Raw genomic sequence first — 23,460 nt, forward strand, 5'->3', positions numbered from 1 at the left:
AACACTGGCTAAATTCCATGGCTAATTTTCCGGTGAATTGTTCGTTTTATTTTCCTATTTTCGTTTTGTGCTAGTGGAGAAAACTCGGCCGTCAAGCCGCCACGAAATCTAGCCAGAAACCGTTACCTGCAAGGCTAACCGAAGCGAACAATGACAGACAAAGGAGACAAAATGCAACAACGAATAATCGGATTTGACATAGCAAGAGCATACGCTATTTTTGGAATGTTTATTGTAAATTTTAATTTCAGTTTTGGTGCAACAATGGCGCCAACTGATTTCGTTGGACACTTTCTAAATATTTTTACTGGAAACTCAACTGCTATTTTTATCATTTGTGCTGGAATGGGTGTTTCATTAATGACAAACAGAAAAAATTACAGCAAACAAGAAAAGGCAACTTTAAAATCAAAAATTCTAAAACGTTCTTGGTTTTTATTTGCAATGGGATTATTACTATACAATTGGTGGTCGGGTGACATTTTACATTTTTATGGTGGTTATATGCACTTGGCGGCTTTTCTGCTTTTCGTCCCGAAACGTTATTATTTACTGGGTGCTTTATTAGCAATCATTATTTTTCATTTCTTACTTTTTGTTATTCCAATTGACACAAGTTGGGATTTCAGCACTTTTAAATACAAAGATTTTTGGACACCAATTGGATTTTTGAGAAACACCTTTTATAATGGTTGGAATTCAATATTTCCTTGGATTTCCTACTTTCTTATTGGAATGTGGCTTGGAAGAATAAACTGGCAAGACAAACTTATCAAACGAAATATTTTCCTAATTGGACTTGTGGTTTTTATAACCATTCAAGCATTGCGTTTAATGGTTCGGCAACATTTTTTCAATCCATTTTGGAGCTATTACATTATGGCTGAATATTTTCCGCCTTATTTACCTTTCGTATTGGTGACAATAGCTTTTGCATTTATGGTAATTCCAATTTGTATGGTAATCGGAGAGAAATTTTCAAATAATAAACTCGTTTTAGCCTTACAAAAAACAGGACAAATGACACTTTCTCACTACGTTATTCATTTGACTATTGGAATGATTATTATTGCATACTTGACAGATAAACACTATACAGGCTTACTTGAAGACGAAAAACCAACTTCTTCAATATACATACTTACATATTCAATCATTTTTTATATTTTCAGTATTCTATTTAGTATTTTTTGGAGCAGGAAATTTAAAAATGGTCCATTAGAAACATTAATGAGAAAAATATCGGGATGACAAAAAGCCCAGCAGGTAACACTGGCTAAATTCCATGGCTAATTTTCCGGTAATTTGTTCGTTTTATTTTGCTATTTTCGTTCTGTGCTAGTGGAGAAAACTCGGTTATCAAACCGCCACGAAATCTAGCCAGAAACCGTTAACAATCAGTTTAGGAAAAACGAAACGTTGAAGCTTAAATTGGAAAATAAAAACCGCATAGTTTAGCGCAAATGAAACTTCAAAGTTTGAGTTGAAAAGCGAAACTCAAACAAAACGTGAAAATTGGAACGTGAAAATTGGAATCGAAAAGCGAAACGCAAACGAAACTTGAAAGTTGCAACGTGAAAATTGGAATCGAAAAGCTAACCGCAAATGAAACTGGAAAGTTGGAATGTGAAAATTGGAATCGAAAAGCTAACCGCAAATGAAACTGGAAAGTTGGAATATGAAAATTGGAATGGAAAAGCGAAACGCAAACAAAACCGAAAGTTGGAACGTGAAAATTGAAATAAATAAGAAAACCGCTTGTTAACACTGGCTAAATTCCATGGCTAATTTTCCGGTAAATTGTTCGTTTTATTTTCCTATTTTCGTTTTGTGCTAACGGAGAAAACTCGGCTGTCAAACCGCCACGAAATTTAGCCAGAAACCGTTGTAGGCAATTAGTCAGCACCAGAGTTAAAAACAAAAAATATTTTGAATGAGAAAAACCAATGTTTACCTAATTCTATTTTTGATTCTTAGTCTTTATAGCTGTGAAGAAAAATATATCATTGAAAATGAATCTGTTTATTTTAAATGCAATAGAGGTGGCGGATTTGAAATGTCGAAAGAATTAATTGCTGAAGCAGATTCTAAAACTTTTGAGAGCTTAGAATATGAAGATGTAAATGGAACATTAGGAAAAGATAAAGAGAGCGTATTTTATAATGGTCAAGTTGTTAAAAGTTGTGATCCAAAAACATTTAAATATTTAGGGAATTACTTATTCAAAGATAAAAATTCACTGTTTTTCTTTGGCTTTTATAATACACCTGACGATTGGAAAATTGATGGTGTAAATATCAATAAAATCAAATTGTTTAGTTATCCTTGGTCAACTGATGGTGAATATCTAATTTTCGGTTATCAAAAATTAAAACTTGATGATGTTAAAGATTTTAAGCCAATTGACGAGCAATGGGGAAAGACTAAAAGTAAAATAATCTACGAAAATAAAGTTTTAGAAATGATTGATTATAATTCATTTGAAGTGATAAACTATTCAACAGCAAAAGATAAAAATCATACTTATACATACGGTGATTTTAAAATTGAATAAACTCTAACTGCCTACAACACTGGCTAAATTCCATGGCTATTTTTCGGTAAATTGTTCGTTTTATTTTCCTATTTTCGTTCTGTGCTAGTGGAGAAAACTCGGTTATCAAACCGCCACGAAATCTAGCCAGAAACCGTTAACGGTTATTGCAAAAAAACATGGACGATAAAAGGCTAAAACCATCAAACAAAAATTCTTTTTCTGAACTTAACGCTGAAGAGATTCGTGGTTGGGTAATAGACAGAATGACGCAAATTGAATATAGAATTGATAATGCAATAACAAAACATATAGATCCAAAAAATGTTGATGCATTTGAAAATATAATTTTAAATTCAACTATTATAGCTTTTGGAGCTAAACTCAAAATATTAAGGAATATTGAAAATTTTGATAAAAAAATCATCGAGAAAATACAATTAATATCAAATATCCGAAATGCTTTTGCTCACTTGCCATTACATCAATCAGCAATTATTAAATTCAAAAAAAAGGAAGGAAGTGAAATGATACTTACGCCAACTTCAGTGGAGAATTGGAATTACTTAAATGTTATGAATTCAAGTGGAGAAATCAAACAAAAAAAAGCACACGAACTGTTCAACGAGTTTATAACGTTAAATAAGGAAATTCGTGATTACTTTGATAGCAACAACCGTTAACACTGGCTAAATTCCATGGCTAATTTTCCGGTAAATTGTTCGTTTTATTTTCCTATTTTCGTTCTGTGCTAGCTGAGAAAACTCGGCCGTCAAGCCGCCACGAAATCTAGCCAGAAGCCGTTATAGCCAATGCTAGCGCAACGGAATAAATAATTTGACTAATTGAACAAAATGAAATTACCTAGAATCCACATATTGGCAATTTTGAATATTATTTTTTCAGGCGTTTTGACATATTTTTTATTTATTATTTTTTCTTCCGCTTTTAAAGAAAATTTTAAATGTGAATTTTGCAGTATAATGCTCTTTCCAACTTTAATGTTTTTTACACTTTTTATAATGGGAATTTATACAATACTGACGAACAAAAATAATTCAGAAATTAAAAATAGAAGATTGTTTTTTATAAATCTAATGGGAATTATTTTGTCATTTAGTTCAATCGTTTGGAACATATTTAATAAATAACCTAATATGAAACGGACATTTATGATTGCTATAATTTTTTATTAATATTAGCTGTGTTCGTCAAAGTCGTAAAGCTATCGACTTAAAAGAATTTTCCAAGCAATGAAAAATAGATTCTCCAGGAACTAATAATTTTAGAAATACGTATTATTATAACAGCGAAGTTGGAAATTGTTTGGTCAATAATTTATCGTTATTAGGTTATTCAAAACTGCAGATTCTTTCATTTCTAGGAAAACCAAATAGTAGCGAAATTATAGAAGAAGACAAACTACTTTATTTAGAATATAAAATTCAAGATACAGAAGATAAGCAGAAAAAACTTTTGAGTATCTACTTTGACAAAGACAATCTTGTAAAAATGACATTGATGCATACGCCAATAGATTTATAAATTTAGGAAAGGGAATGTAGATTTATCTAAAAAGCACTGGCTATAACCCTACCTACGCGAGCAACGCTGGTTTATCTTAATCTAACGCTTGGTTTTCACGATGAACTTTCTATCTTAGTGGAGAAAACTCGATTCGCTAATTCCGCGTAGTCGCGTAGCTAGAAACCGTTATATGCCATTTCAAAAAAATCGTAAATAAATTTGAACTTGTACCAGAATCTGGTATATTTGAAAAAATATTTTTAATCATGGCTAAGAACACATCTGTAATTTTAGGCGATCATTTTGAAAGGTTCATCAGTGAGGAAGTTTCTTCTGGTAGATTTTCTTCTGCGAGCGAAGTTGTTAGATCAGCTTTGAGATTACTCGAAGTAGAAGAAGAAAAAATCAAACGATTGAGACACGAAATTGATTTGGGTGAAAAAAGTGGATTCGTGTCTGACTTTAATCCTGAGACTCATTTGGCTAAACTTCATAAAAAACACCTATCAAAGTGAAATATAGAATAAGCGGAAAAGCGCTAGAAGACATTGATAGGATTTGGCTATATACTTTTGAGAATTGGTCACTTGAACAAGCTGACCGTTACTATAGATTAATTTATCAAGAGATTAATTACATAATCGAAGATTTTGAAAGCGGAAAAGATATTGGAAAGATAAAATCTGGTTATAGACAAGCCAAAATGAAATCACACTTAATCATCTACAAAAAGGCAGATGATGGAATAGTAGAAATAGTCAGAGTTTTACATCAAATGATGGACATTCCTAATCGTTTGTAGAGAAACGGCATATAACCCTACCTACGCGAGCACCGCTGGTTTTTCCTAATTTCACGTCTGGTTTTCACGAAGAAATTCTATCTTAGCGGAGAATACTCGGTTCGCTAATTCCGCGCCGTCGCGTAGCTAGCAACCGTTGGCTGCAATTGAACGAACACTACTAAATCATGACTCATTCTGAACAAAGAATAGATTTTTGGCAAGAACTTTGGCAAAACTTAATAAATAATTTTCTTAAGAAATCAAATCTTGGACTAAACCTTTACAATCCTCATATCTTAATTGAAGACATTTTAACGGAAATAGAAGAAAATTCATTTCAAAATACAGATAACAAAAAATTCCTTTACAGACAACTCGACAATTTCTTTAGAAATGATTCAGTAATCAAAAGTGAGTTTAATTCAGCCTTTAGAATACTTCGAAAAAATTTCAACTCAAACAAAACACAATTCATTGTACAAATTTTAAAAGAGCTAAAAATTAGTTTTACCAATGGAAAATACTTTGATAGCTGTTTGTCAAAATTAGTTGAATTATTAGTGACGGAAGAACCGATGACAAGAGATTCTATCAATGAAATAAAATATATTTCACAAGTAATTATTGTTGAATTTATTAAGAAAAACTATTCGGTCAATGATATTAAACAGTTTCCTAAAAAACTGTTTTCTGACTATGAACATGAAGATGATGGTAGAACAGTTACCGACTTTCCTCATGGTATTGATTACCGAGATTATGAAAAAATAAATGGAAAAACCGAAGATAAATTCTATAACGATGTAATCTCGTTAATGAATAACCTTACTGTCGAAAAAAGAATTAAATCATTATCTAATTTTTACTATAAAAAACCTTTAGATGCTCACTATATCTTCACTGTTAAAGGTCTAAAAGGAAATGTATGTATAGAAGTTGGCGGTGTTACGTTTTACTCAATTGATAAAAAAAGGTACACCTCTCTACCCGAGGATTTAGATGATGACCGAGAAAATCTTCAACGAATCAAAGATAATGGAGATTTAATTTTTTTACAAGCAGCTGTACCAGTCAAATACTTAAGTCCCGAGTCATCAATAAATTCTGCAATAAGTCGTTTAGAAAATGCTCTTGATTTAATTAGTTGCTATTATAATACCCAGACACCTTTAGAAATTGATTATTCAAGATATATAATTGTCCACGAAAATGAGTGGATTTATTGGTCAAGTAGTAATGACACAGGAGCTCGTCACACAAGATTTCACAATTCTTTAAATTTCAGCGAAATAGAGCCTGACTTTAAAGAGTTAAAAGGAAAGAACTTCTTCTGGGAAAATCAGAACGAAACAAATCCAAGCGTTTTGAAATTGCGAAACGCAATACACTGGTACCGTAAGGCTCAAGAATCATTAAAAGATGAAGATAAACTTTTGAATTACTGGATTTCAATCGAGAATTTATTTTATGATAGCAAAATATTTAAGGATATAATAAACCCTCCTAAAAACAACAAATTTTATATAATTCAAGAAATAATTTCATCCAATCAGATTCCTCATTTAGTATACGAATACGGCTGGGAACTCTATTGGCATTATGCTAATCAATCTCAAATTATTTTTGGAAAACCTAAAATAGAACTACCTAAAGAGCTAATCGAAAAAGCAAACTTAAATATTACCAAAGGACAGATTTATTTGGAAAAATTTATCAATAATCTAGACGACATTAAGAATTATGAAACAAATGAGTATTTTAGGATAGAGATAGAAAATGCAATGAAATTTTTTAAAGATGTAACTGAAACAAAAAAAATTATCAAAGCTCAATTACAGCAAACTCAGGACGACATCCTAATGATATATCGATTTAGAAATCTAATTGTTCATAACGCTCATTTTGACAGTACGCTGCTTAAATATTATGCTTGGAAATTAAAACAATATTCAGGCAACTTTATAAGGTCTATCATTAAACATTTAGAAACAGACAATAGTCTGAACGATGTAATTTTAAAGATCCAGTATGAAAGAGAGTTGTTTGAAAACGAACTAGAAAATGGAAAATTTAATCCATTCAAAAAGTAATCAACTGCAGCCAACAGCGGTCTCGCGCAATGTCTCGAATTTCTTAACCTCTACTCTATTTTTCACGAAGAAATTCTATCTTTAGCGGAGAAAACTCGGTTCGCAAATCCGTCACTGCGCGAGGCCGCGAACCGTTAACAGTCAGTTTAGAAAATCGGAATACTGAAACATAATTGGAAAGTTGAAAACTGCATAATTTGACGCAAAAGAAACTGGAAAGTTGGAATCTGAAAATGGAAATGGCAAAGCTAAATGCAAACGAAAATGGAAAGTTGGAATGGCAAAGCTAAACGCAAACGAAACCTGAAAATTGGAACGTGAAAATTGAAGTTGCAAAGCTAAACGCAAAAGAAACTGGAAAGTTGGATTAGAAATGCGAAACGCAAGCGAAACTGGAATGCTGGAATTGCAAAACTAAACACAAGCGAAACCTGAAAATTGGAACGTGAAAATTGAAGCTGCAAAGCGAAACTCAAACGAAACTTGAAAGTAGTAACGTGAAAATTGGAGCGGAAAAGCAAAACGCAAATGATACCTGAAAATTGGAATAAATAAGAAAACCGCCTGTTAACACTGGCTAAATTCCATGGCTAATTTTCCGGTAAATTGTTCGTTTTATTTTCCTATTTTCGTTTTGTGCTAGTGGAGAAAACTCGGTTGTCAAACCGCCACGAAATCTAGCCAGAGACCGTTAGCAGAAAATTTAACCAAAAACTACAAATCATGAAAAAAATTATTTTACTATTAAATCTAGTTTTACTTGTCTCATGCGACAATAATATCTCTAGAGATGAATACGAAAAAAATGTAAACGCTACACAAAATAGGTTGGCAAGCGGAATACCATTTAATATGTTATGGAATGATAACGGAGTTACAAAAAGATCTTTCATTCATCAAAATCTTCAAAATGGTCTTGATGATACGCCAAACCAACCTGCAATTGCAGCTTTAAGTGATTTGTCTGAAGCTGATTATTTAGGAATGCCTTATCCAACTTATCCATACCATTATATGACAACCAATGGCTTAATTCAATCTCCTAATGAAACGGCGTTTTCATTTAAAATAATTTCTGAAGGTTATAAAAATAGCCAATATGGTGGTAACGGAATTAATTATCCGGGTTTTGCTGTTTGGGTGCAAAATGGGTTCGGTGGCACTCCTTTAGAGTTCAAGTTAATAAACAGTGCCAAACAGTTATCGTCAGATCATTTATTAAGAGAGGTAGCTATAGTCTTTGAACATTGGCGTAACCAATGGGATCTCGGCAGCTGGTCATTTAAAAAACAATATAAACTTAATGAACTTGCTTATATCAGACCAAAATTCGATATTAAAACTGAACACTTTAACAATTATCAATCGCCAAATACACTAGAAACACAAACCTATCTAACAGCTGATTTAAGAATTGAATATTGGAAAGACGGCACAAAAAGAAGGACTGACTTAGTTGGAGTTATTTTCTCTAATAAAGGAGGAGCTAATGGTACAGATTTGAATGGAAATCCTAATGACAATATCTTTTGGCAAGATACCAATCCTGCAAATCCCAGAATACTACTTCATGGATATAGGATGGGAATCACTCCAAACTTAACTGTTTATCCGGGCAATTGGACAACCATCGAATTTAATTATAAACCTCTAATAGAAGAATATCTTCCTGCACCTCCAAAAGACTGTACATATGAAAACGCTATAATAGTTGGATTCGATATTTACTCTTCCACAAGATCCGCAGATATTGACTTTTCATTGAAGAATATTTACCTAAATAGTGAATATAATTTTTAAAATCTTCTGCTAACCGCGGTCTTGTATAATGGCTGGTTTTTCTTAGCCGGAAACTTGGTTTTCACGAAGAACTTTTTACCTTAGTGGAGAAAACTCGGTTCGCGAATCCGCCACTATACAAGGCCGCAAACCGTTAGTGGCAAATTTAAAAGAACAGAATGGGAAAATATGACGCTTATTTAGTTTGTGAAAATGGACATGGAGTTAATGACTCTTACTATAGAAGTCCTGAATTCAATAAATCATTTTGTACAGTTTGCGGTGCTTCAACATTAAAAAGTTGCCCTAATTGCAAGAATGATATTCAAGGAGATTATCATGTTGAAAATGTTTTTAGTGTTGGCGGCGGGCCAACGCCAGTTCCAGATATTTGTAAGCATTGTGGGAAAGATTTCCCGTGGCGCTCAAAAAAGAAATTAATATCAAAAACTAATATAAGTACTGATAAAGATGATATTCTGTTATTGGAAACAATAATGGACCGATTTCATCTAGTTGCTAAACAAATTAGACAAAGATATGATGAGAGATCAACATTAGATATAAAAGACGAATATGACACTCAAGATTTAATGCATTCACTCTTGAGATTATATTATGATGATATTAGATCTGAAGAATGGAATCCAAGTTATGCTGGCGGTTCTACTCGTTCTGATTTCTTACTTAAGAACGAGAAAATTGTAATAGAAATTAAGAAAACAAGAAGTACGCTAAAAACAAAACAACTTGGAGAGCAATTAATTATTGACATTGCTAAATATAAAACTCATCCAGATTGTAAATTACTTTATTGTTTTGTCTACGACCCTGAAGGATATATAACAAATCCTCGAGGTCTAGAAAATGATTTAAACGATGAATCAAAAGAAATGAAAGTTAAGGTGAAAATAATACCAAAAGGGCACTAACAAAATCTGCCACTAACCGCGGTCTTGTATAATGGCTGGTTTTTCTTGGCTGGAAGCTTGGTTTTCACGTAGAACTTTTTACCTTAGTGGAGAAAACTCGGTTCGCTAATTCCGCCACTATACAAGGCCGCAAACCGTTACAATTCAGTTTAGAAAAACGGAACTTTGAAGCTAAAATTGGAAAGTTGAAAACTGCATATTTGACGCAAATGAAACTTCAAAACTGGAGTTGAAAATTGGATTTGAAAATTGGATTTGAAAATTGGATTTGAAAATTGAAATTGTAAAAACTAAACGCAAACGAAACTGGAAAGTTGGAGTTTGAAAATTGAAGTTGTAAAGCTAAACACAAAGTCAACTTGAAAATTAGAACGTGAAAATTGAAGTTGCAAAGCTAAACGCAAATTAAACTTGAAAATTGGAACGTGAAAATTGGAACGTGAAAATTAGAATAGAAAAACTAAACGCAATTGAAAATGGAAAGTTGGAGTTGAAAAACTAAACGCAATTGAAAATGGAAAATCAGAGCGTGAAAATTGGAATAAATAAGAAAACCGCCTTGTAACACTGGCTAAATTCCATGGCTAATTTTCCGGTGAATTGTTCGTTTTATTTTCCTATTTTCGTTTTGTGCTAGTGGAGAAAACTCGGCCGTCAAGCCGCCACGAAATCTAGCCAGAAACCGTTAGCAGTAATATTATGACGCACTTCACTATAAAAATTTTAAATCAGGAATGGATTTCCAAAAATGACTCTAGAAAAGATTTATGTTCACATGGTAAGTTTGAATTAATTATTAAAAATGTGAAGATTTTATGTGAAAATGACGAATTGGATTGGACAATCAATACTTCAACTCTGAATTTATTAAGATGCATAGAATCAAATCACATTGCTAATGAAAATTATGATTTAATTTTACATTGTGGTGAGCTATTAATGTTAAGTTGTCCAATCGGAATATATTTAGACTTAACACATGAGAATGATTTAATAAAAATCAAAAACATAAAAAAACAATTTGGTGTTAGTGATAATGATTTTATTGAATTTTCAAATTTATCTGTTGAAATTCCTAAAATAGATTTTGCTAAACAAGTCTTGAATGTTGCTGAAGAAGTTAAAGATTTTTTTAAAAAACAACCTGAAAGAATTTTTGATAATGAAAATGACAAAATGCTTTGGAAAGATTTCTGGGAAGAATTTAATGAGTTATATGAAAATGGTATAAAAAAATACTACTGCTAACAGCGGTCTCGTCGCAATGTCTCAAATTTCTTAGCCTCTACTCTATTTTTCACGAAGAAATTCTATCTTTAGTGGAGAAAACTCGGTTCGCAAAACCGCCACTGCGCGAGGCCGCGGACCGTTAGCAGCAAGTTTAAAACATACAGCTAAAAATGACACAAGAAGAATACGATTTTATTGCTAAATTAAATCCAATACACAAGTATTATATTTTGCTTTACGTCATACTTTTTTCTATTATCATATGCATATGTTTGGAAAATAGCACATATAAATTCATTGAAGCAATTATTTCAATTTGTCTTATAATTTACATACTCTTAAAAGTAAATAATGATAATAATATCCTGCTTTTTTTTGAAGACAATGTAGAATTTAGGACTGAAAAAAAAAGCTATAAATTAAATTATAACTCATTGAAAGAAATATGTTTTTATAACTTACCAAAACAGCGAGCTTTTGTTCGATTAATTTTTGACAATCAGAAATATGATGTTGACATCGAAATGAGAAATGGTTTAGATTTCAATAAAAATGACTTCATACAATTCGCATTCAAAAAAAATGAAAATATTCTCATTAAAGAATCTTCAGGATTTGAAAAAATAAAATATTTCATTCTAAATGGAGAAGTAAAACATGTAAATTTGAAATAAAAGCTGCTGCTAACCCTACCTACGCGAACACCGCTGGTTTTTCCTAACTTCTCGCCTATTTTTCACGAAGAAATTATATCTTTAGCGGAGAAAACTCGGTTCGCTAATTCCGCGCCGTCGCGTAGCTAGCAACCGTTATATGCAACTTTAAAAAATACAACATGAAAATCAAAATTGTCTTTCTTTTTTTCATTTGTTCCCTAGTTGTAAATGGGCAAAATTGCCTTCATAAAAACTTATCGAAAGATTTCAATTTTAAAATTGAATTACAACGTATAAAAGATGCAGAATGCAAAATATCGTTGTCGATAATCAATAAACATACTCAAGCTATTCAATCCATAAATTTTGATTCTGAATCTATATTTGAAAAAGATTTTAAAGATTGTTCGACAGTAAGATCCTATACAATGTCGATTAGAAATAAGCTCCCAGGAAATGATAATGATTTTGGCGATTTAATTATCGCCGATTACAACTTTGATGGAAAAGAGGATTTTGCAATTAAAAAAGATTCCGGAGGAAATGGTGGGCCTCTCTACTCCTACTATTTGCAAAGCGATAATTCTAAATTTATTTTTAATGAATATTTGAGTAATCAAGTTGAATTCTTTCCTTCAATCATAGATGCAAAAAAAGAAACTCTTACAACAATTGTTCATGCCAACGCATATCAAGATTGTAAAACAGTTTACAAATACGATTCAAAAAACAAAAATTGGAAAGTAATTAATAGAACTTATGTAGAATGAAAAGCTGCATATAACCGCACCCACGCGATCATCGTTGGTTTTTCTTAGCCTCTACTCTTTTTTTCACGAAGAAATTCTATCTTAGCGGAGACAACTCGGTTCGCTTATTCCACGACGTCGCGTGGCTGCAAACCGTTATGTGCCATATTACTACAACGCTCAAACTGACAGACAACAATAAATGAACATAGGAATATTTACATACGGAACAAGAGGCGATTTACAACCATATGTTGCATTGGCTCTTGGACTTATGGACAAAGGACATAAGGTAACTCTCTCTGCAACGGAAGATTTTAAAGACTTTGTTGAAGGATTTGGAGTTGCATTTCAGCCACTTTGGGGAAATGCAGAAACAATGATGAACTCAAAAGAAGGACAAAGCATATTGCAGACAGAAAACTCAATAAAATTAATGCAGTATTATTTTAAAGTGCTTCACGACAATAGAGAACCTTTGAGAAAAAGCTATTATGAAGCAATTTCAAAAGTTGATTTTATCATTGCCAACTCAATGACACTTCCAATTGTAAGTGCTATTGCTGAAAAACAGAATAAGAAAGTGGCGTTAACTTATTTTATGCCACCAGTTGTTCCAACGACTGAATTTCCATTAGCCGACTTTGATTTTTTAAACTTTCCTTGGTACAACAAACTCACTTATAAAATTGCACAAAGTTTCTTTTGGAAATTCATAAAACAAGACACAAACGAATACAGAAAAGAACTGGGTTTGCCTGAATTAAAAGAGAACTTAATAACCTATCTTGACAAACAAAAAATATTGGACTTGTACTGTTTAAGTCAGTCATTGATTTCACAACCCAAAGACTGGGAAAGCCACCATAAAATAACTGGGTTTATCAATATCCCAAAACACAAACGAGAAACTCATTTTTTAGACCAAACAACGAGTAAACTTTCTGAGTGGTTATCTAATGGCGACAAACCCATTTATATCGGTTTCGGCAGCAATGGAGTTGGTAACACAGAAAAGTTTTCTAAACTTTTGACGCAAGTTTTAGAGAAAACCAATGAACGAATTTTGTTTTGCACAGGCTGGTCGCAATTTGACGATTTGCCAAAACACGACAATTTATTTGTTACGAAGTATGTGAATCACGAAATGATTTTACCACAGTGCAAACTTGGAGTTTTTCACGGTGGAGCAGGAACATTAGCCACAATGTTAAGACACAATTTACCAGTGATCATTGTTTCGTTTTATACAGACCAACCAACTTGGGGGAAAATAATTGAGCGTAAGAAATTAGGTGTTCATATACCTGTAAAAACGTTATCGGCTGACAAATTAATTTCAGCTATTCAGAAAGCTCAAACAAAGGAAATAGAAAAAAATGTTTCAATAGTTGGGCAACTAATCAGAAACGAAAATGGACTTGACAATGCAATAATTGAAATTGAAAAATTCTTTAATGAAACAAAAAAATACGGCACATAACCCTACCTACGCGAGCACCGCTGGTTTTTCCTAATTTCACGACTAGTTTTCACGAAGAAATTCTAACTTAGCGGAGAATACTCGGTTCGCTAATTCCGCGCCGTCGCGTAGCTAGCAACCGTTATAAGCCATTTTGAGAAAACAACAAACAATGAAAAAATTAATTTGGAAATTAATTCTACCATTCACTATAATATCGTTTGTAGTATTTAGAAAATGGTGGTACGTTTTTCCAGTTGACGCACCAGACTCGATGATGGCTGGATTTCCGTTGCCCTATGTTTGTGATGGTTGGTTTACATCAATGTCTAATCAATTTTTCGTAATGGAATTGATTATCGACTTGGTAGTTTACTTTTTATTTTGGTCTTTATTAATATTCATTATCAATCGTTTTTTTCTAAAAATTCAAGTGCCAAAAATATTAATGATATTCTTAATGTCAATCAGCATGTTAATTGTTTGTTGTTTCATTTTCATCGCAAGCATGAGAGAAAATATTTTTATATTAAAAAGGGATTTTGATGTCGAGGTAAAAGAAACTGGATATAATTTTATTTGGCAAAATACTCAAAGACCAGATGTTAAAAAATATACAAGGCACGAAAAATAAAACGGCTTATAACAGCGGTCTCGTCGCAATGTCTCGAATTTCTTAGCCGGAAGCTTGGTTTTCACGAACAACTTTCTATCTTAGTGGAGAAAACTCGGTTCGCAAATCCGCCACTGCGCGAGGCCGCGGACCGTTATAGGCTATTTTGAGATGACAAAACAAATAAATAAAAAAACAATGAATAAATTTCGACATCATTTACTAATTATTTTGACATTAAGTTTGACAAATTTATTTGGGCAGACTGGAGAAAAGCAAGTATCATTTCTCGAAAAAATAGATAATGTTGTCAAGGACACTAGTTCACAATACTTTTACCCAAAACTTCTTAATAAAGTAAAGAAAAGCGGCGACTCAATAACGAAAGACGATATGTTTTACCTTTATTATGGGCAACTTGGACAAGCTGGACCTAAGCGGTTATTCTTTGTAGACCCTGAAATGACAGAATTTTTGAAGTTTTCTCTTAGGGGTAAATGCAAAAAAGCAATTCCGATAGGCTTGAAAATTTTAGAACGCAACCCAGCAGAGCTCACTATATTATGGCGTATGAAAATTTGTATTGAAAAAACACAGCAAACCGACAAATATTTTTTAAACACTAGATTTAGACTTTTACTTGACGCAATATTAAGCACAGGCAACGGTTTGACTAAAGAGACTGCAGTAAAAATAACCAATAATGAAGACGACTTAGTTTTAAAAGGAATAATGGGTTTATTAGGCGGTGAAGAATCAATACTGGACACTGAAGATAATAAGTCTTACAGTGTATGGCGTAAAGGCAACGACACTCTATATTTTGAAGACTTATGGATCAACTAATAAACAAACACGTTTAAAGACAAACAGCCTATAACCGCGGTCTTGTATAATGGCTGGTTTTTCTTAGCCGGAAGCTTGGTTTTCACGAAGAACTTTTTACCTTAGTGGAGAAAACTCGGTTCGCTTTTTCGCCACTATACAAGGCCGCAAACCGTTATAGAGCATTTGTGGAGAAACTCGTAAATAAAAAAAATCATGAAAAATTTGACAATATATCTGATTTTGATTCTTATCAATTTTGCATTTACGAACTTCAAAAATGTAAAAGTAAAATCGTATCCAATAATGGAAAATGAAATCTTTATAAAAAATAAAGGCTTTCAAGATTTAATATCAAACAGCAGGGAAAAATTCATAAATAAATTTAAATATCAGCCAAAAGTAATAACTGTCAGTTTGTATGAAGATAAAGAAAATGTAAAACTTGTAAAGACTTTTACATGCGCTTTTTTGAATATTGATGAAGAAGATAAAGAGATTTTCGATCGTAAATATGTTGGCGCAACTTCTATTGATAGCACGTTAGTATTAATAGTAGATAAACCAGCATTTTCTTCATCACTTTTTGAAGTAAAAAATTCCAAAAAGGATTTTTATGTTTTTTATGGAAATAAAATAGATTTTTGTGAGCAAGAATTTACAGTTGGAATTAGTAATGTTTTTACGTTGAAAAAAACATTGTGGTCATACGAATTAATAACCGAATAGTTCAAACGCTCTATAACACTGGCTAAATTCCATGGCTAATTTTCCGGTAAATTGTTCGTTTTATTTTCCTATTTTCGTTCTGTGCTAGCGGAGAAAACTCGGTTGTCAAATCGCCACGAAATCTAGCCAGAAACCGTTAGCAGCAACTTTAAACAACTTCACTTTAAATGAAAATAGTAAAGCAATTATTAAAAGAATTTTGGTTGCCTTTAACAGTAGCAATAATATGGACAATTATAAATATCTGTAATGCTACAAAACCACAGAAATGGACAGATTATATTAATGTTGCAATGCCTACTTTCTTTTTTGTAAGTTGGATGACTGGCCAATATTTCAGAGTTAGAAAACAAGAGCAAGTTTCTACGAGTTTATCTAAAATAGAAGGCCGTGTTGAAAGTGTACTTTCGGACATAAGTAATCAAACGAAAGAAATGAAATTTATTACAGACACACAAGTTGTTCAAACGTTTGACCTTTGTATTGATTATTTTAGAGAAGCTAAAGAAGAGTTGTCAGACAAAAGCCGTCTAATGAAAAAAGGAAGCGCTATAGATGAAACCATATTTGAGCTTTACAGAGAAAATCCATTTTATCAATCAAAAAGATTTTTAAATAGACTTATAAATTATGCCGCTTATACCAGCAAACTGGACAAACCTGACGATTTGAAGGAACGATACACACGGACAACTTATCATGTGGAGGAACTTGCTGGAATTATCACATCCTATATAAACAGGATGAACCAATTTGAAATAAAATGGAAGACGGAAAAAAGCAAAGATCTTCTTAAAGAAATAGCATTTCTCATGACAAAAATGCAAAATGAAATTTTGCCATTATCAAAATACTCTACAGAAAAATATAAAGGAAATGATTTGAGGAAAGTGTTAAATACGCATATTTCAAATTTGACAAAGTTTGCCGAATAATTATAAAAGCTGCTGCTAACCCTACCTACGCGAGCACCGCTGGTTTTTCCTAATTTCACGTCTGGTTTTCCCGAAGAAATTCTATCTTAGCGGAGATAACTCGGTTCGCTAATTCCGCGTAGTCGCGTAGCTAGAAACCGTTGTAGGCAATGCTAAAGACCGCTTAAAACGAATTTCCTTAATAAATAAAAATGAATAAAAATCTTTTTTCTAACTTATTACTTTGGTTGTCATTAATAACCTTACCAGTACTTGTATTTTCTCAATCGACTGAATTTGCCATTCAAGATGTAAAGTTTGAAAGTCAAGGCGTTACTCTTGCTGGTTCAATTATAAACCCTAAAAATCCATTTGCGGCAGTTGTAATTGTTCACGGTTCTGACCCAGTAAAAAGAGAAATGGAGTTCGCAAAACGTCTTGCCAAAGAAGGTATTGCCGTATTGACATATGACAAACGTGGAGTTGGGGAATCTGGAGGTGTGTATGTTGGACCATCTGTTGGTACGAATAATATAGACACGACTAATCTTAACTTGTTATCTCACGATGCAGATGAAGCAGTAAAAACATTCCGAGCAAAGTTAAAAGACAAAAGCATTCCGATTGGTTTAGTTGGTTTCAGTCAAGCAGGATGGATAATTCCAATTACTGCAAGCAAAAATCCACAAATAGAATTTATGGTTTTGTTTAGTTGCCCTACAATTACAACTCTGGAACAACTTCGATTTCAATTTTATACTAATGGAAATAATAATTTTTGGGAAAATCATACAGAGGCAGATGCTCGTGAACATACTAAAAATGACCCTGACAAGTATCAGTTCGTGGCGACTGACCCAAAAAAATCTTTGAATACTCTTTCAATTCCTGGACTTTGGCTTTTTGGTGAGAAGGACATACAAATTCCTGTAAAGTTGTGCATAGAGGACTTAAACATATTTAAAGTTCAAGGCAAACCTTTTGAATATACTTTATTTTCAACATTAGAACACAATACAGCATTTGACAGCAATACAGCACCTTTTGACATTTCAATTCAGTGGATAAAACAGAAAACGTTAAACAATAAGAAGTCTAAAAAACGAAAATAAAGCACTGCCTACAACAGCCGCCACGCGATCATTGCTGGTTTTTCCTAACTTCACGTTTTGGTTTCACGAAGAAATTCTATCTTAGCGGAGAATACTCGGTTCGCTTTTCCGCAACGTCGCGTGGCGGCAAACCGTTGGCGATAATTTTTGAGAACCGGAGAAAATAGAAAATATACGATGGAATATTTGGACAAATTAAGCGAGTCAAAAAGAAGATGGTTATCAATAATTATAACAGGAATTATTTCTGGTTTATTAACTGTCTGGGGAATTTATGGGATTGGAGAATATGGAATGGCTCTTTTTATTCTTACTCCAATTTTTATTGGCTTTGGTTCAACAGTTTTCTACGGTTATAAAAGAAAAATATCCAGAAGTGAAGCCATACAAATAGGTTATCAATGCTTAGGAATATTTACGCTTGGACTTATTGCTTGCGCAATTGAAGGCTTAATTTGTATTGTAATGGCAGCTCCAATTGGAATATTGTTTACTTGGATTGGAAGTTTGCTAGGATTTACATTAATAAAAAAAACTCCTACTTCTACTCCATCGGCTTTACTTATCTTATTGGCTCTAATTCCATTAACTTCATTTGTTGAGAAAGAAATCAAACCTGATTTAACTTCAGTAACAACTTCAATTATTATTAACGCTGATCCAATTACAGTTTGGAAAAATGTAATTGAATTTCCGCAACTAGATGAGCCGACTGAATTTATTTTTAAAACTGGAATCGCTTACCCAATTAATGCGAAAATAGATGGTAGCGGAATCGGTTCTGTTAGACATTGTAATTTTACAACGGGAAGTTTCGTCGAACCAGTCACAGTATGGGACGAAGGTAAATTATTAAGATTTGATGTTGACGAACAACCAGCACCAATGAAAGAATTAAGCTTTTGGAATATTGATGCTCCACACTTACATGATTATTTTGTTTCAAAAAAAGGACAATTTAAACTCACGAAATTGCAAAATGGAAAAACATTACTTGAAGGTACAACTTGGTATTATCATAATATAAAGCCAGCAATATACTGGAGACAATGGAGTAATTTAATAATCCATAAAATTCATAATAGAGTTTTGGAGCATATAAAGAAAAATTCTGAAAAGAAGTAAAACTATCGCCAACAGCGGTCTCGTCGCAATGTCTCGAATTTCTTAGCCTCTACTCTATTTTTCACGAAGAAATTCTATCTTAGCGGAGATAACTCGGTTCGCAAAACCGCCACTGCGCGAGGCCGCGGACCGTTATAGCTGATTGCTTTTGAACGAGATAATTGAGAAAGTTCGTAATTACTACGAAGTAGAGCTTATTAAAAACTTGAATTATGAATATAAGTGAATTAAATAAATTTCTTAAATCTGACTTAGCCGCTGATATTAAAGATTTGCAATTTACTTTGGAATTTCCATCATCTAATTTTGAAAACGTTTATGAAATTTCAACACTTTATCGATATGCAAAAGATCAAGTGAAAAAGTGGGACTCTTATGAAACATTACCTCCAGAATTACTAGAAAGTAGAAACTATTTTGCGACGATCCAAGAAAGAATTGAACAACTAGTCGAAAATATAAAAGAAAGGCACTCAAGAAGCTCGAATGTGTACGAGTTAGAATCGGCAGTCACAAGTAACTCAAGTAGAATATTTCCAGGTGACTCAACCGAAGCTATTTTTCTAATGAAATTGTACAAAGAATCCTCTCGATTATTTGCCGCAGCTTTTGCTTTTTTCACAGGAAGAATAAGCTATAGTTCATTTTCCGATAAAGAATATTTACAAGGAGTTTTAATGGCTGTATTGCATAAGATTGCAGAAAGTCCGTCGTCAAATAGAACTGCGCACGAAAAAGCATCTTTTAATTCTTTAAAAAATCGAGTTGAAAAGTATGTTTCTGAATCAGACAAAGACTTTAAAGAACTTTTTAAAGATGGAGAAGAAACAATATCCAATTTTATTCAGGAATTTGAAAACTTAAAAAAAATAAGTCAGAAAAAGATGGACAAATGGTTTGAGCTTAATCAAGCTAGTGCAAAGAAGTTTATGGCTGAAGTCCAAGAAGAAAAGAAAAACATAGAAAGAGCATATAAAGAACTTTTACAATTGCAAGCGCCCGCGCAACATTGGAGAGAAACTTCAGAAAAATTGTTGGATGAAGGTCACATGTTTATGAGAGGACTATTTGCGTTAATAATTTTAGGAGGAGTTTCTTTATACTTACTTCTATGGAAAACTCCTGAGGGAATGCTCGCAAGTTTCTTTAATGGAGACAAAGCATCTGCAATTCGTTGGTCAATAGTTTTTATAACGTTTTTATCCTTGTTATTTATTGGAATTCAATCTCTAAGAAAAGCAATGTTCTCAAGTTTTCACTTAGCGAGAGACGCTCAAGAAAGAGAAAAGTTAACTATGTATTATCTATCGCTGATAAAAGAAGGCGCTATTGGAAATGAAGAAAAGAATTTAATATTGCAATCTCTGTTCAGTAGAGCTGATTCAGGATTATTGAAAGAAGATAGTAGTCCATCGATGCCTGGTTTAATCGATAAATTAAAAACCTGATATTTCGCATTTACATTGCAACCAGCTATAACAGCCGCCACGCAATCATTGCTGGTTTTTCCTGACATCAAGCTTGGTTTTCACGAAGAAATTCTATCTTAGCGGAGAATACTCGGTTCGCTTTTTCGCAACGTCGCGTGGCGGCAAACCGTTAGCGATTATTTTTGTGAGCACCTGAAAATCCAAGTTAAAACCAATGAAAAATCTTGTAGTAATTCTTCTGTTTTTAAACCTAAATGCATTTGCGCAAAATGATTTTGATAAAGCAAAATTAATTGATCAAACTATTTATAAATATTCAAGCAAAACAAATAATCGAATTAAGTTACCGAAAATAGAATTCGACAGTATTAAGGTTAATGCATTTAGAAGAAGAAATTATATCCAAGCAAATAATTTTTTTAAAAAAAGCGCAACTCAAATAACAATAATGTATTATTTCGATAATGATTCTTTAAGGCTTATAAAAGTTACCGAACCTAGTCCATCATCAAAAGAATGCTATTTTATACATTCATTTTATATTGAGAATAAGAAAATCTTTTTTGAACGTGAAGGGAGTCAAGTTTCAGCTATATATGCAGAAATCGGATTACCAAATAATAAATCTGTTTATGAAATATTTGGTTATAATAGATTTTTAAACATAGAGTTCTTAAAAAAATATGTATTTGAACTTTATCATAAATTATAAAACAATCGCTAACAGCCGCCACGCGATCATTGCTGGTTTTTCTTAACCGGAAGCTTTGTTTTCACTTAGAAATTCTATCTTAGCGGAGAATACTCGGTTCGCTTTTCCGCAACGTCGCGTGGCGGCGAACCGTTAACGGTCAGTTTGGAAAACCGAAACAGTGAAGCTTAAATTGTAGAGTTGGAACTGCATAGTTTGACACGAACGAAACTTGAAAATTGGAGTTTGAAAATTTTAATTGCAAAACTAAACGCAAACGAAATCTGAAAATTGGAATTTGAAAATTAGAATTGCAAAACTAAGCGCAAACGAAACCTGAAAATTGGAGTTTGAAAATTGTAATTGCAAAGCTAAACGCAAACGAAACTGGAAAGTTGGAATTTGAAAATTAGAATTGCAAAACTAAGCGCAAACGAAACCTGAAAATTGAAGTTTGAAAATTGAAGTTTGAAAATTGGGTCACGCTCCAAACTTAGTGATATCTCAAAATCAAAACCCAACTCACACAATACCAACATAAAAACAAATTAAACAAATTTCACTACTGCCCAACTAAGGAGTCGGGCGCTATAAATTTGTTGCTTAAAACGAATCAAATGACCCAAAACCAGACCAGTTGTTTCAAAGTTAGTGACACCCAGATTTGCCCGCATTGTCGAACAAAAAAATTGATAAAAAATGGTTTCACTAAGAACAAAAAGCAACAGTTTTATTGCAAAAATTGCCAGAAAAGATGCATTGATTTTTATACCAATAAAGCTTGGAATCCAGATACTAATGCAAAAATAATCTTGTTCACCAAAGAAGGTTTAGGAATCCGAAGTACCGCTAGAGTCCTCAAAATCTCGACCACTACATTACTTAAAAGAATCATCACCATCGCAAAATCAATTCCGCCACCACAAATTGCTTTGGGCAAAACCTACGAAGTTGATGAAATGTGCACCTTCATCCGCAGCAAGCAAAAACTTCTCTGGATCGTTTATGCCCTAGAACGCGAAACGCGAAAAGTCGTCAGCCTCAACATTGGGTCACGAACCAAAATCACGTTGAATTCCGTCATCAAAACGCTCAAATTTTCACAAGCAACTAAAATTTTTACTGACGGCCTGAAACATTACAAATTTCTGATAGACAGAAAAATACATAAAACTAAAAGATTTGGAACCAACCATATTGAGCGCCAAAACCTGTCCGTACGCACACACCTGAAACGCCTCAACAGACGCACCATCTGTTATTCCAAAAGCCAACTCGTTCTAATGTCTATACTCAAAATTTATTTTTGGATATAACTTATTATCAGCAGTTTAAAATACTTTAATTGCCTCGTTTTTAGAAGCCAGGAACCTGCTCTACGCTCTATCTTTTTACGGTTTGGCAACCGAAAAAAGGATGCCGCTGCGATCAGGGCTAGGGCCGCGAATGTCACCAGAACCTTTCGCTTGAAACCCAAAACCAGCCCCTAAATCAAGAACCCAAAATTTGCAGTTCTTTTAACAATTGATTACCCGAATAAATTCTGATTTCTAATTTAATTTGTGATTCACAATTCATTCGCTATGAAAAACATCCTCATCATTGGTCACTCTTCAGGAATCGGTAAAGCCTTGACCGAGCTGCTCGCAGAAAACCACAATATTTACGGCACCTACTGCCAGCACCAGCCCGATTTCAACCACCAAAATGTACATTCATTCCCTCTGAACATTCTCGATGAAAATCCAGATTTTTCATTTTTACCTGAAACCATTGACGGCGTGGTCTACTGTCCGGGCGCTATCAATCTTAAACCATTTGCAAGAGCCAAGGCTGAAGATTTCCTGAATGATTATAAACTACAGGTACTCGGCGCGATCCAGTCCATACAAGCTTGTTTGCCGAAACTCAAAAACAGCAGCGCTCCGAGCATCGTTCTTTTTAGTACAGTGGCAGCAAAAACCGGTTTTAATTTCCACAGCATCGTCAGCAGTAGCAAAGGTGCTATTGAAGGTTTAACCAAAGCTTTGTCGGCAGAACTTGCTCCAACGATTCGGGTGAATTGCATCGCACCATCCATCACAGACACTCCACTAGCCCATATACTGCTAAACACGCCAGAAAAAATCGAAGCCAACGCCCAACGTCATCCGCTCAAAAAAATAGGAACAGCTACAGACATTGCCCAAATGACCGCATTCCTTTTGTCTGAACAAAGCCAATGGATTACCGGACAAATTTTCTCGGTTGACGGCGGCCTTAGTGCCATCAAAAGCTAA

At 33.3% G+C, this 23,460-nt stretch carries 23 protein-coding genes; all 23 read left to right on the top strand.

What is annotated here, in order from left to right; genetic code table 11:
* The first annotated feature begins 150 nt into the window (after window positions 1-150).
* The 23 genes from G4D82_RS09705 to G4D82_RS09815 all read left to right on the top strand — a co-directional run bounded on the left by G4D82_RS09705 (window position 151) and on the right by G4D82_RS09815 (window position 23,460).
* Window positions 151-1,251 carry a DUF418 domain-containing protein gene (locus G4D82_RS09705; RefSeq protein WP_235924332.1) on the top strand — a complete coding sequence of 367 codons (1,101 nt, stop codon included), beginning with the start codon at window positions 151-153 and terminating at the stop codon, window positions 1,249-1,251.
* Window positions 1,252-1,933: 682 nt separating this feature from the next.
* Window positions 1,934-2,554 carry a DKNYY domain-containing protein gene (locus G4D82_RS09710; RefSeq protein WP_166337057.1) on the top strand — a complete coding sequence of 207 codons (621 nt, stop codon included), beginning with the start codon at window positions 1,934-1,936 and terminating at the stop codon, window positions 2,552-2,554.
* 158 nt (window positions 2,555-2,712) lie between these two features.
* Window positions 2,713-3,216, top strand: coding sequence for a hypothetical protein (locus tag G4D82_RS09715; protein WP_166337058.1), 504 nt, complete (start codon window positions 2,713-2,715; stop codon window positions 3,214-3,216).
* Window positions 3,217-3,859: 643 nt separating this feature from the next.
* A complete protein-coding gene (gene bamE, locus G4D82_RS14570) occupies window positions 3,860-4,078 on the top strand; it encodes an outer membrane protein assembly factor BamE domain-containing protein (protein ID WP_166337059.1) in 219 nt (72 codons plus the stop codon).
* Between the two features lie 248 nt (window positions 4,079-4,326).
* Window positions 4,327-4,575, top strand: coding sequence for a type II toxin-antitoxin system ParD family antitoxin (locus G4D82_RS09725; protein ID WP_166337060.1), 249 nt, complete (start codon window positions 4,327-4,329; stop codon window positions 4,573-4,575).
* Window positions 4,572-4,862, top strand: coding sequence for a type II toxin-antitoxin system RelE/ParE family toxin (locus G4D82_RS09730; RefSeq protein ID WP_166337061.1), 291 nt, complete (start codon window positions 4,572-4,574; stop codon window positions 4,860-4,862). Before G4D82_RS09725 ends, G4D82_RS09730 begins: the two co-directional genes overlap by 4 nt.
* A gap of 167 nt (window positions 4,863-5,029) precedes the next feature.
* Window positions 5,030-6,934 (top strand): hypothetical protein, encoded by a 1,905-nt coding sequence (locus tag G4D82_RS09735; protein WP_166337062.1) that lies wholly within the window; start codon window positions 5,030-5,032, stop codon window positions 6,932-6,934.
* A gap of 723 nt (window positions 6,935-7,657) precedes the next feature.
* Complete coding sequence (locus G4D82_RS09740) at window positions 7,658-8,734, top strand: hypothetical protein (RefSeq protein ID WP_166337063.1); 1,077 nt, start codon at window positions 7,658-7,660, stop codon at window positions 8,732-8,734.
* 158 nt (window positions 8,735-8,892) lie between these two features.
* Window positions 8,893-9,645: a DUF2321 domain-containing protein gene (locus G4D82_RS09745; RefSeq protein WP_166337064.1), complete on the top strand. Its 753-nt coding sequence runs from the start codon at window positions 8,893-8,895 to the stop codon at window positions 9,643-9,645.
* A 699-nt stretch (window positions 9,646-10,344) separates the two neighbouring features.
* Window positions 10,345-10,893, top strand: coding sequence for a hypothetical protein (locus G4D82_RS09750; protein ID WP_166337065.1), 549 nt, complete (start codon window positions 10,345-10,347; stop codon window positions 10,891-10,893).
* A 152-nt stretch (window positions 10,894-11,045) separates the two neighbouring features.
* Window positions 11,046-11,549 (top strand): hypothetical protein, encoded by a 504-nt coding sequence (locus G4D82_RS09755; protein WP_166337066.1) that lies wholly within the window; start codon window positions 11,046-11,048, stop codon window positions 11,547-11,549.
* A gap of 161 nt (window positions 11,550-11,710) precedes the next feature.
* Complete coding sequence (locus G4D82_RS09760; protein ID WP_166337067.1) at window positions 11,711-12,301, top strand: XAC2610-related protein; 591 nt, start codon at window positions 11,711-11,713, stop codon at window positions 12,299-12,301.
* Between the two features lie 181 nt (window positions 12,302-12,482).
* Window positions 12,483-13,763, top strand: coding sequence for a glycosyltransferase (locus tag G4D82_RS09765; protein ID WP_166337068.1), 1,281 nt, complete (start codon window positions 12,483-12,485; stop codon window positions 13,761-13,763).
* Window positions 13,764-13,914: 151 nt separating this feature from the next.
* A complete protein-coding gene (locus G4D82_RS09770) occupies window positions 13,915-14,376 on the top strand; it encodes a hypothetical protein (RefSeq protein WP_166337069.1) in 462 nt (153 codons plus the stop codon).
* Between the two features lie 177 nt (window positions 14,377-14,553).
* Entirely contained in the window at window positions 14,554-15,201 is a 648-nt protein-coding gene (locus G4D82_RS09775) for a DUF4919 domain-containing protein (RefSeq protein WP_166337070.1), read from the top strand.
* 285 nt (window positions 15,202-15,486) lie between these two features.
* Window positions 15,487-15,909 (top strand): hypothetical protein, encoded by a 423-nt coding sequence (locus G4D82_RS09780; protein ID WP_166337071.1) that lies wholly within the window; start codon window positions 15,487-15,489, stop codon window positions 15,907-15,909.
* Between the two features lie 167 nt (window positions 15,910-16,076).
* A complete protein-coding gene (locus tag G4D82_RS09785; RefSeq protein ID WP_166337072.1) occupies window positions 16,077-16,844 on the top strand; it encodes a hypothetical protein in 768 nt (255 codons plus the stop codon).
* Between the two features lie 191 nt (window positions 16,845-17,035).
* Entirely contained in the window at window positions 17,036-17,935 is a 900-nt protein-coding gene (locus tag G4D82_RS09790) for an alpha/beta hydrolase family protein (protein WP_166337073.1), read from the top strand.
* Between the two features lie 147 nt (window positions 17,936-18,082).
* On the top strand, window positions 18,083-19,060 hold the full coding sequence (locus G4D82_RS09795; protein ID WP_207788155.1) for an SRPBCC family protein: 978 nt from the start codon (window positions 18,083-18,085) through the stop codon (window positions 19,058-19,060).
* A 212-nt stretch (window positions 19,061-19,272) separates the two neighbouring features.
* The gene (locus tag G4D82_RS09800; protein ID WP_166337074.1) at window positions 19,273-20,508 is read left to right on the top strand and encodes a DUF6161 domain-containing protein; all 1,236 of its coding nucleotides are present in this window, start codon (window positions 19,273-19,275) and stop codon (window positions 20,506-20,508) included.
* A 196-nt stretch (window positions 20,509-20,704) separates the two neighbouring features.
* A complete protein-coding gene (locus tag G4D82_RS09805) occupies window positions 20,705-21,202 on the top strand; it encodes a hypothetical protein (protein ID WP_166337075.1) in 498 nt (165 codons plus the stop codon).
* A 596-nt stretch (window positions 21,203-21,798) separates the two neighbouring features.
* On the top strand, window positions 21,799-22,497 hold the full coding sequence (locus G4D82_RS09810; RefSeq protein ID WP_166337076.1) for an IS1 family transposase: 699 nt from the start codon (window positions 21,799-21,801) through the stop codon (window positions 22,495-22,497).
* A gap of 267 nt (window positions 22,498-22,764) precedes the next feature.
* Window positions 22,765-23,460: an SDR family NAD(P)-dependent oxidoreductase gene (locus G4D82_RS09815; protein WP_166337085.1), complete on the top strand. Its 696-nt coding sequence runs from the start codon at window positions 22,765-22,767 to the stop codon at window positions 23,458-23,460.

The sequence above is a fragment of the Flavobacterium lotistagni genome (assembly GCF_011392125.1).
In the GTDB taxonomy this organism is placed as follows: Bacteria; Bacteroidota; Bacteroidia; order Flavobacteriales; family Flavobacteriaceae; genus Flavobacterium; species Flavobacterium lotistagni.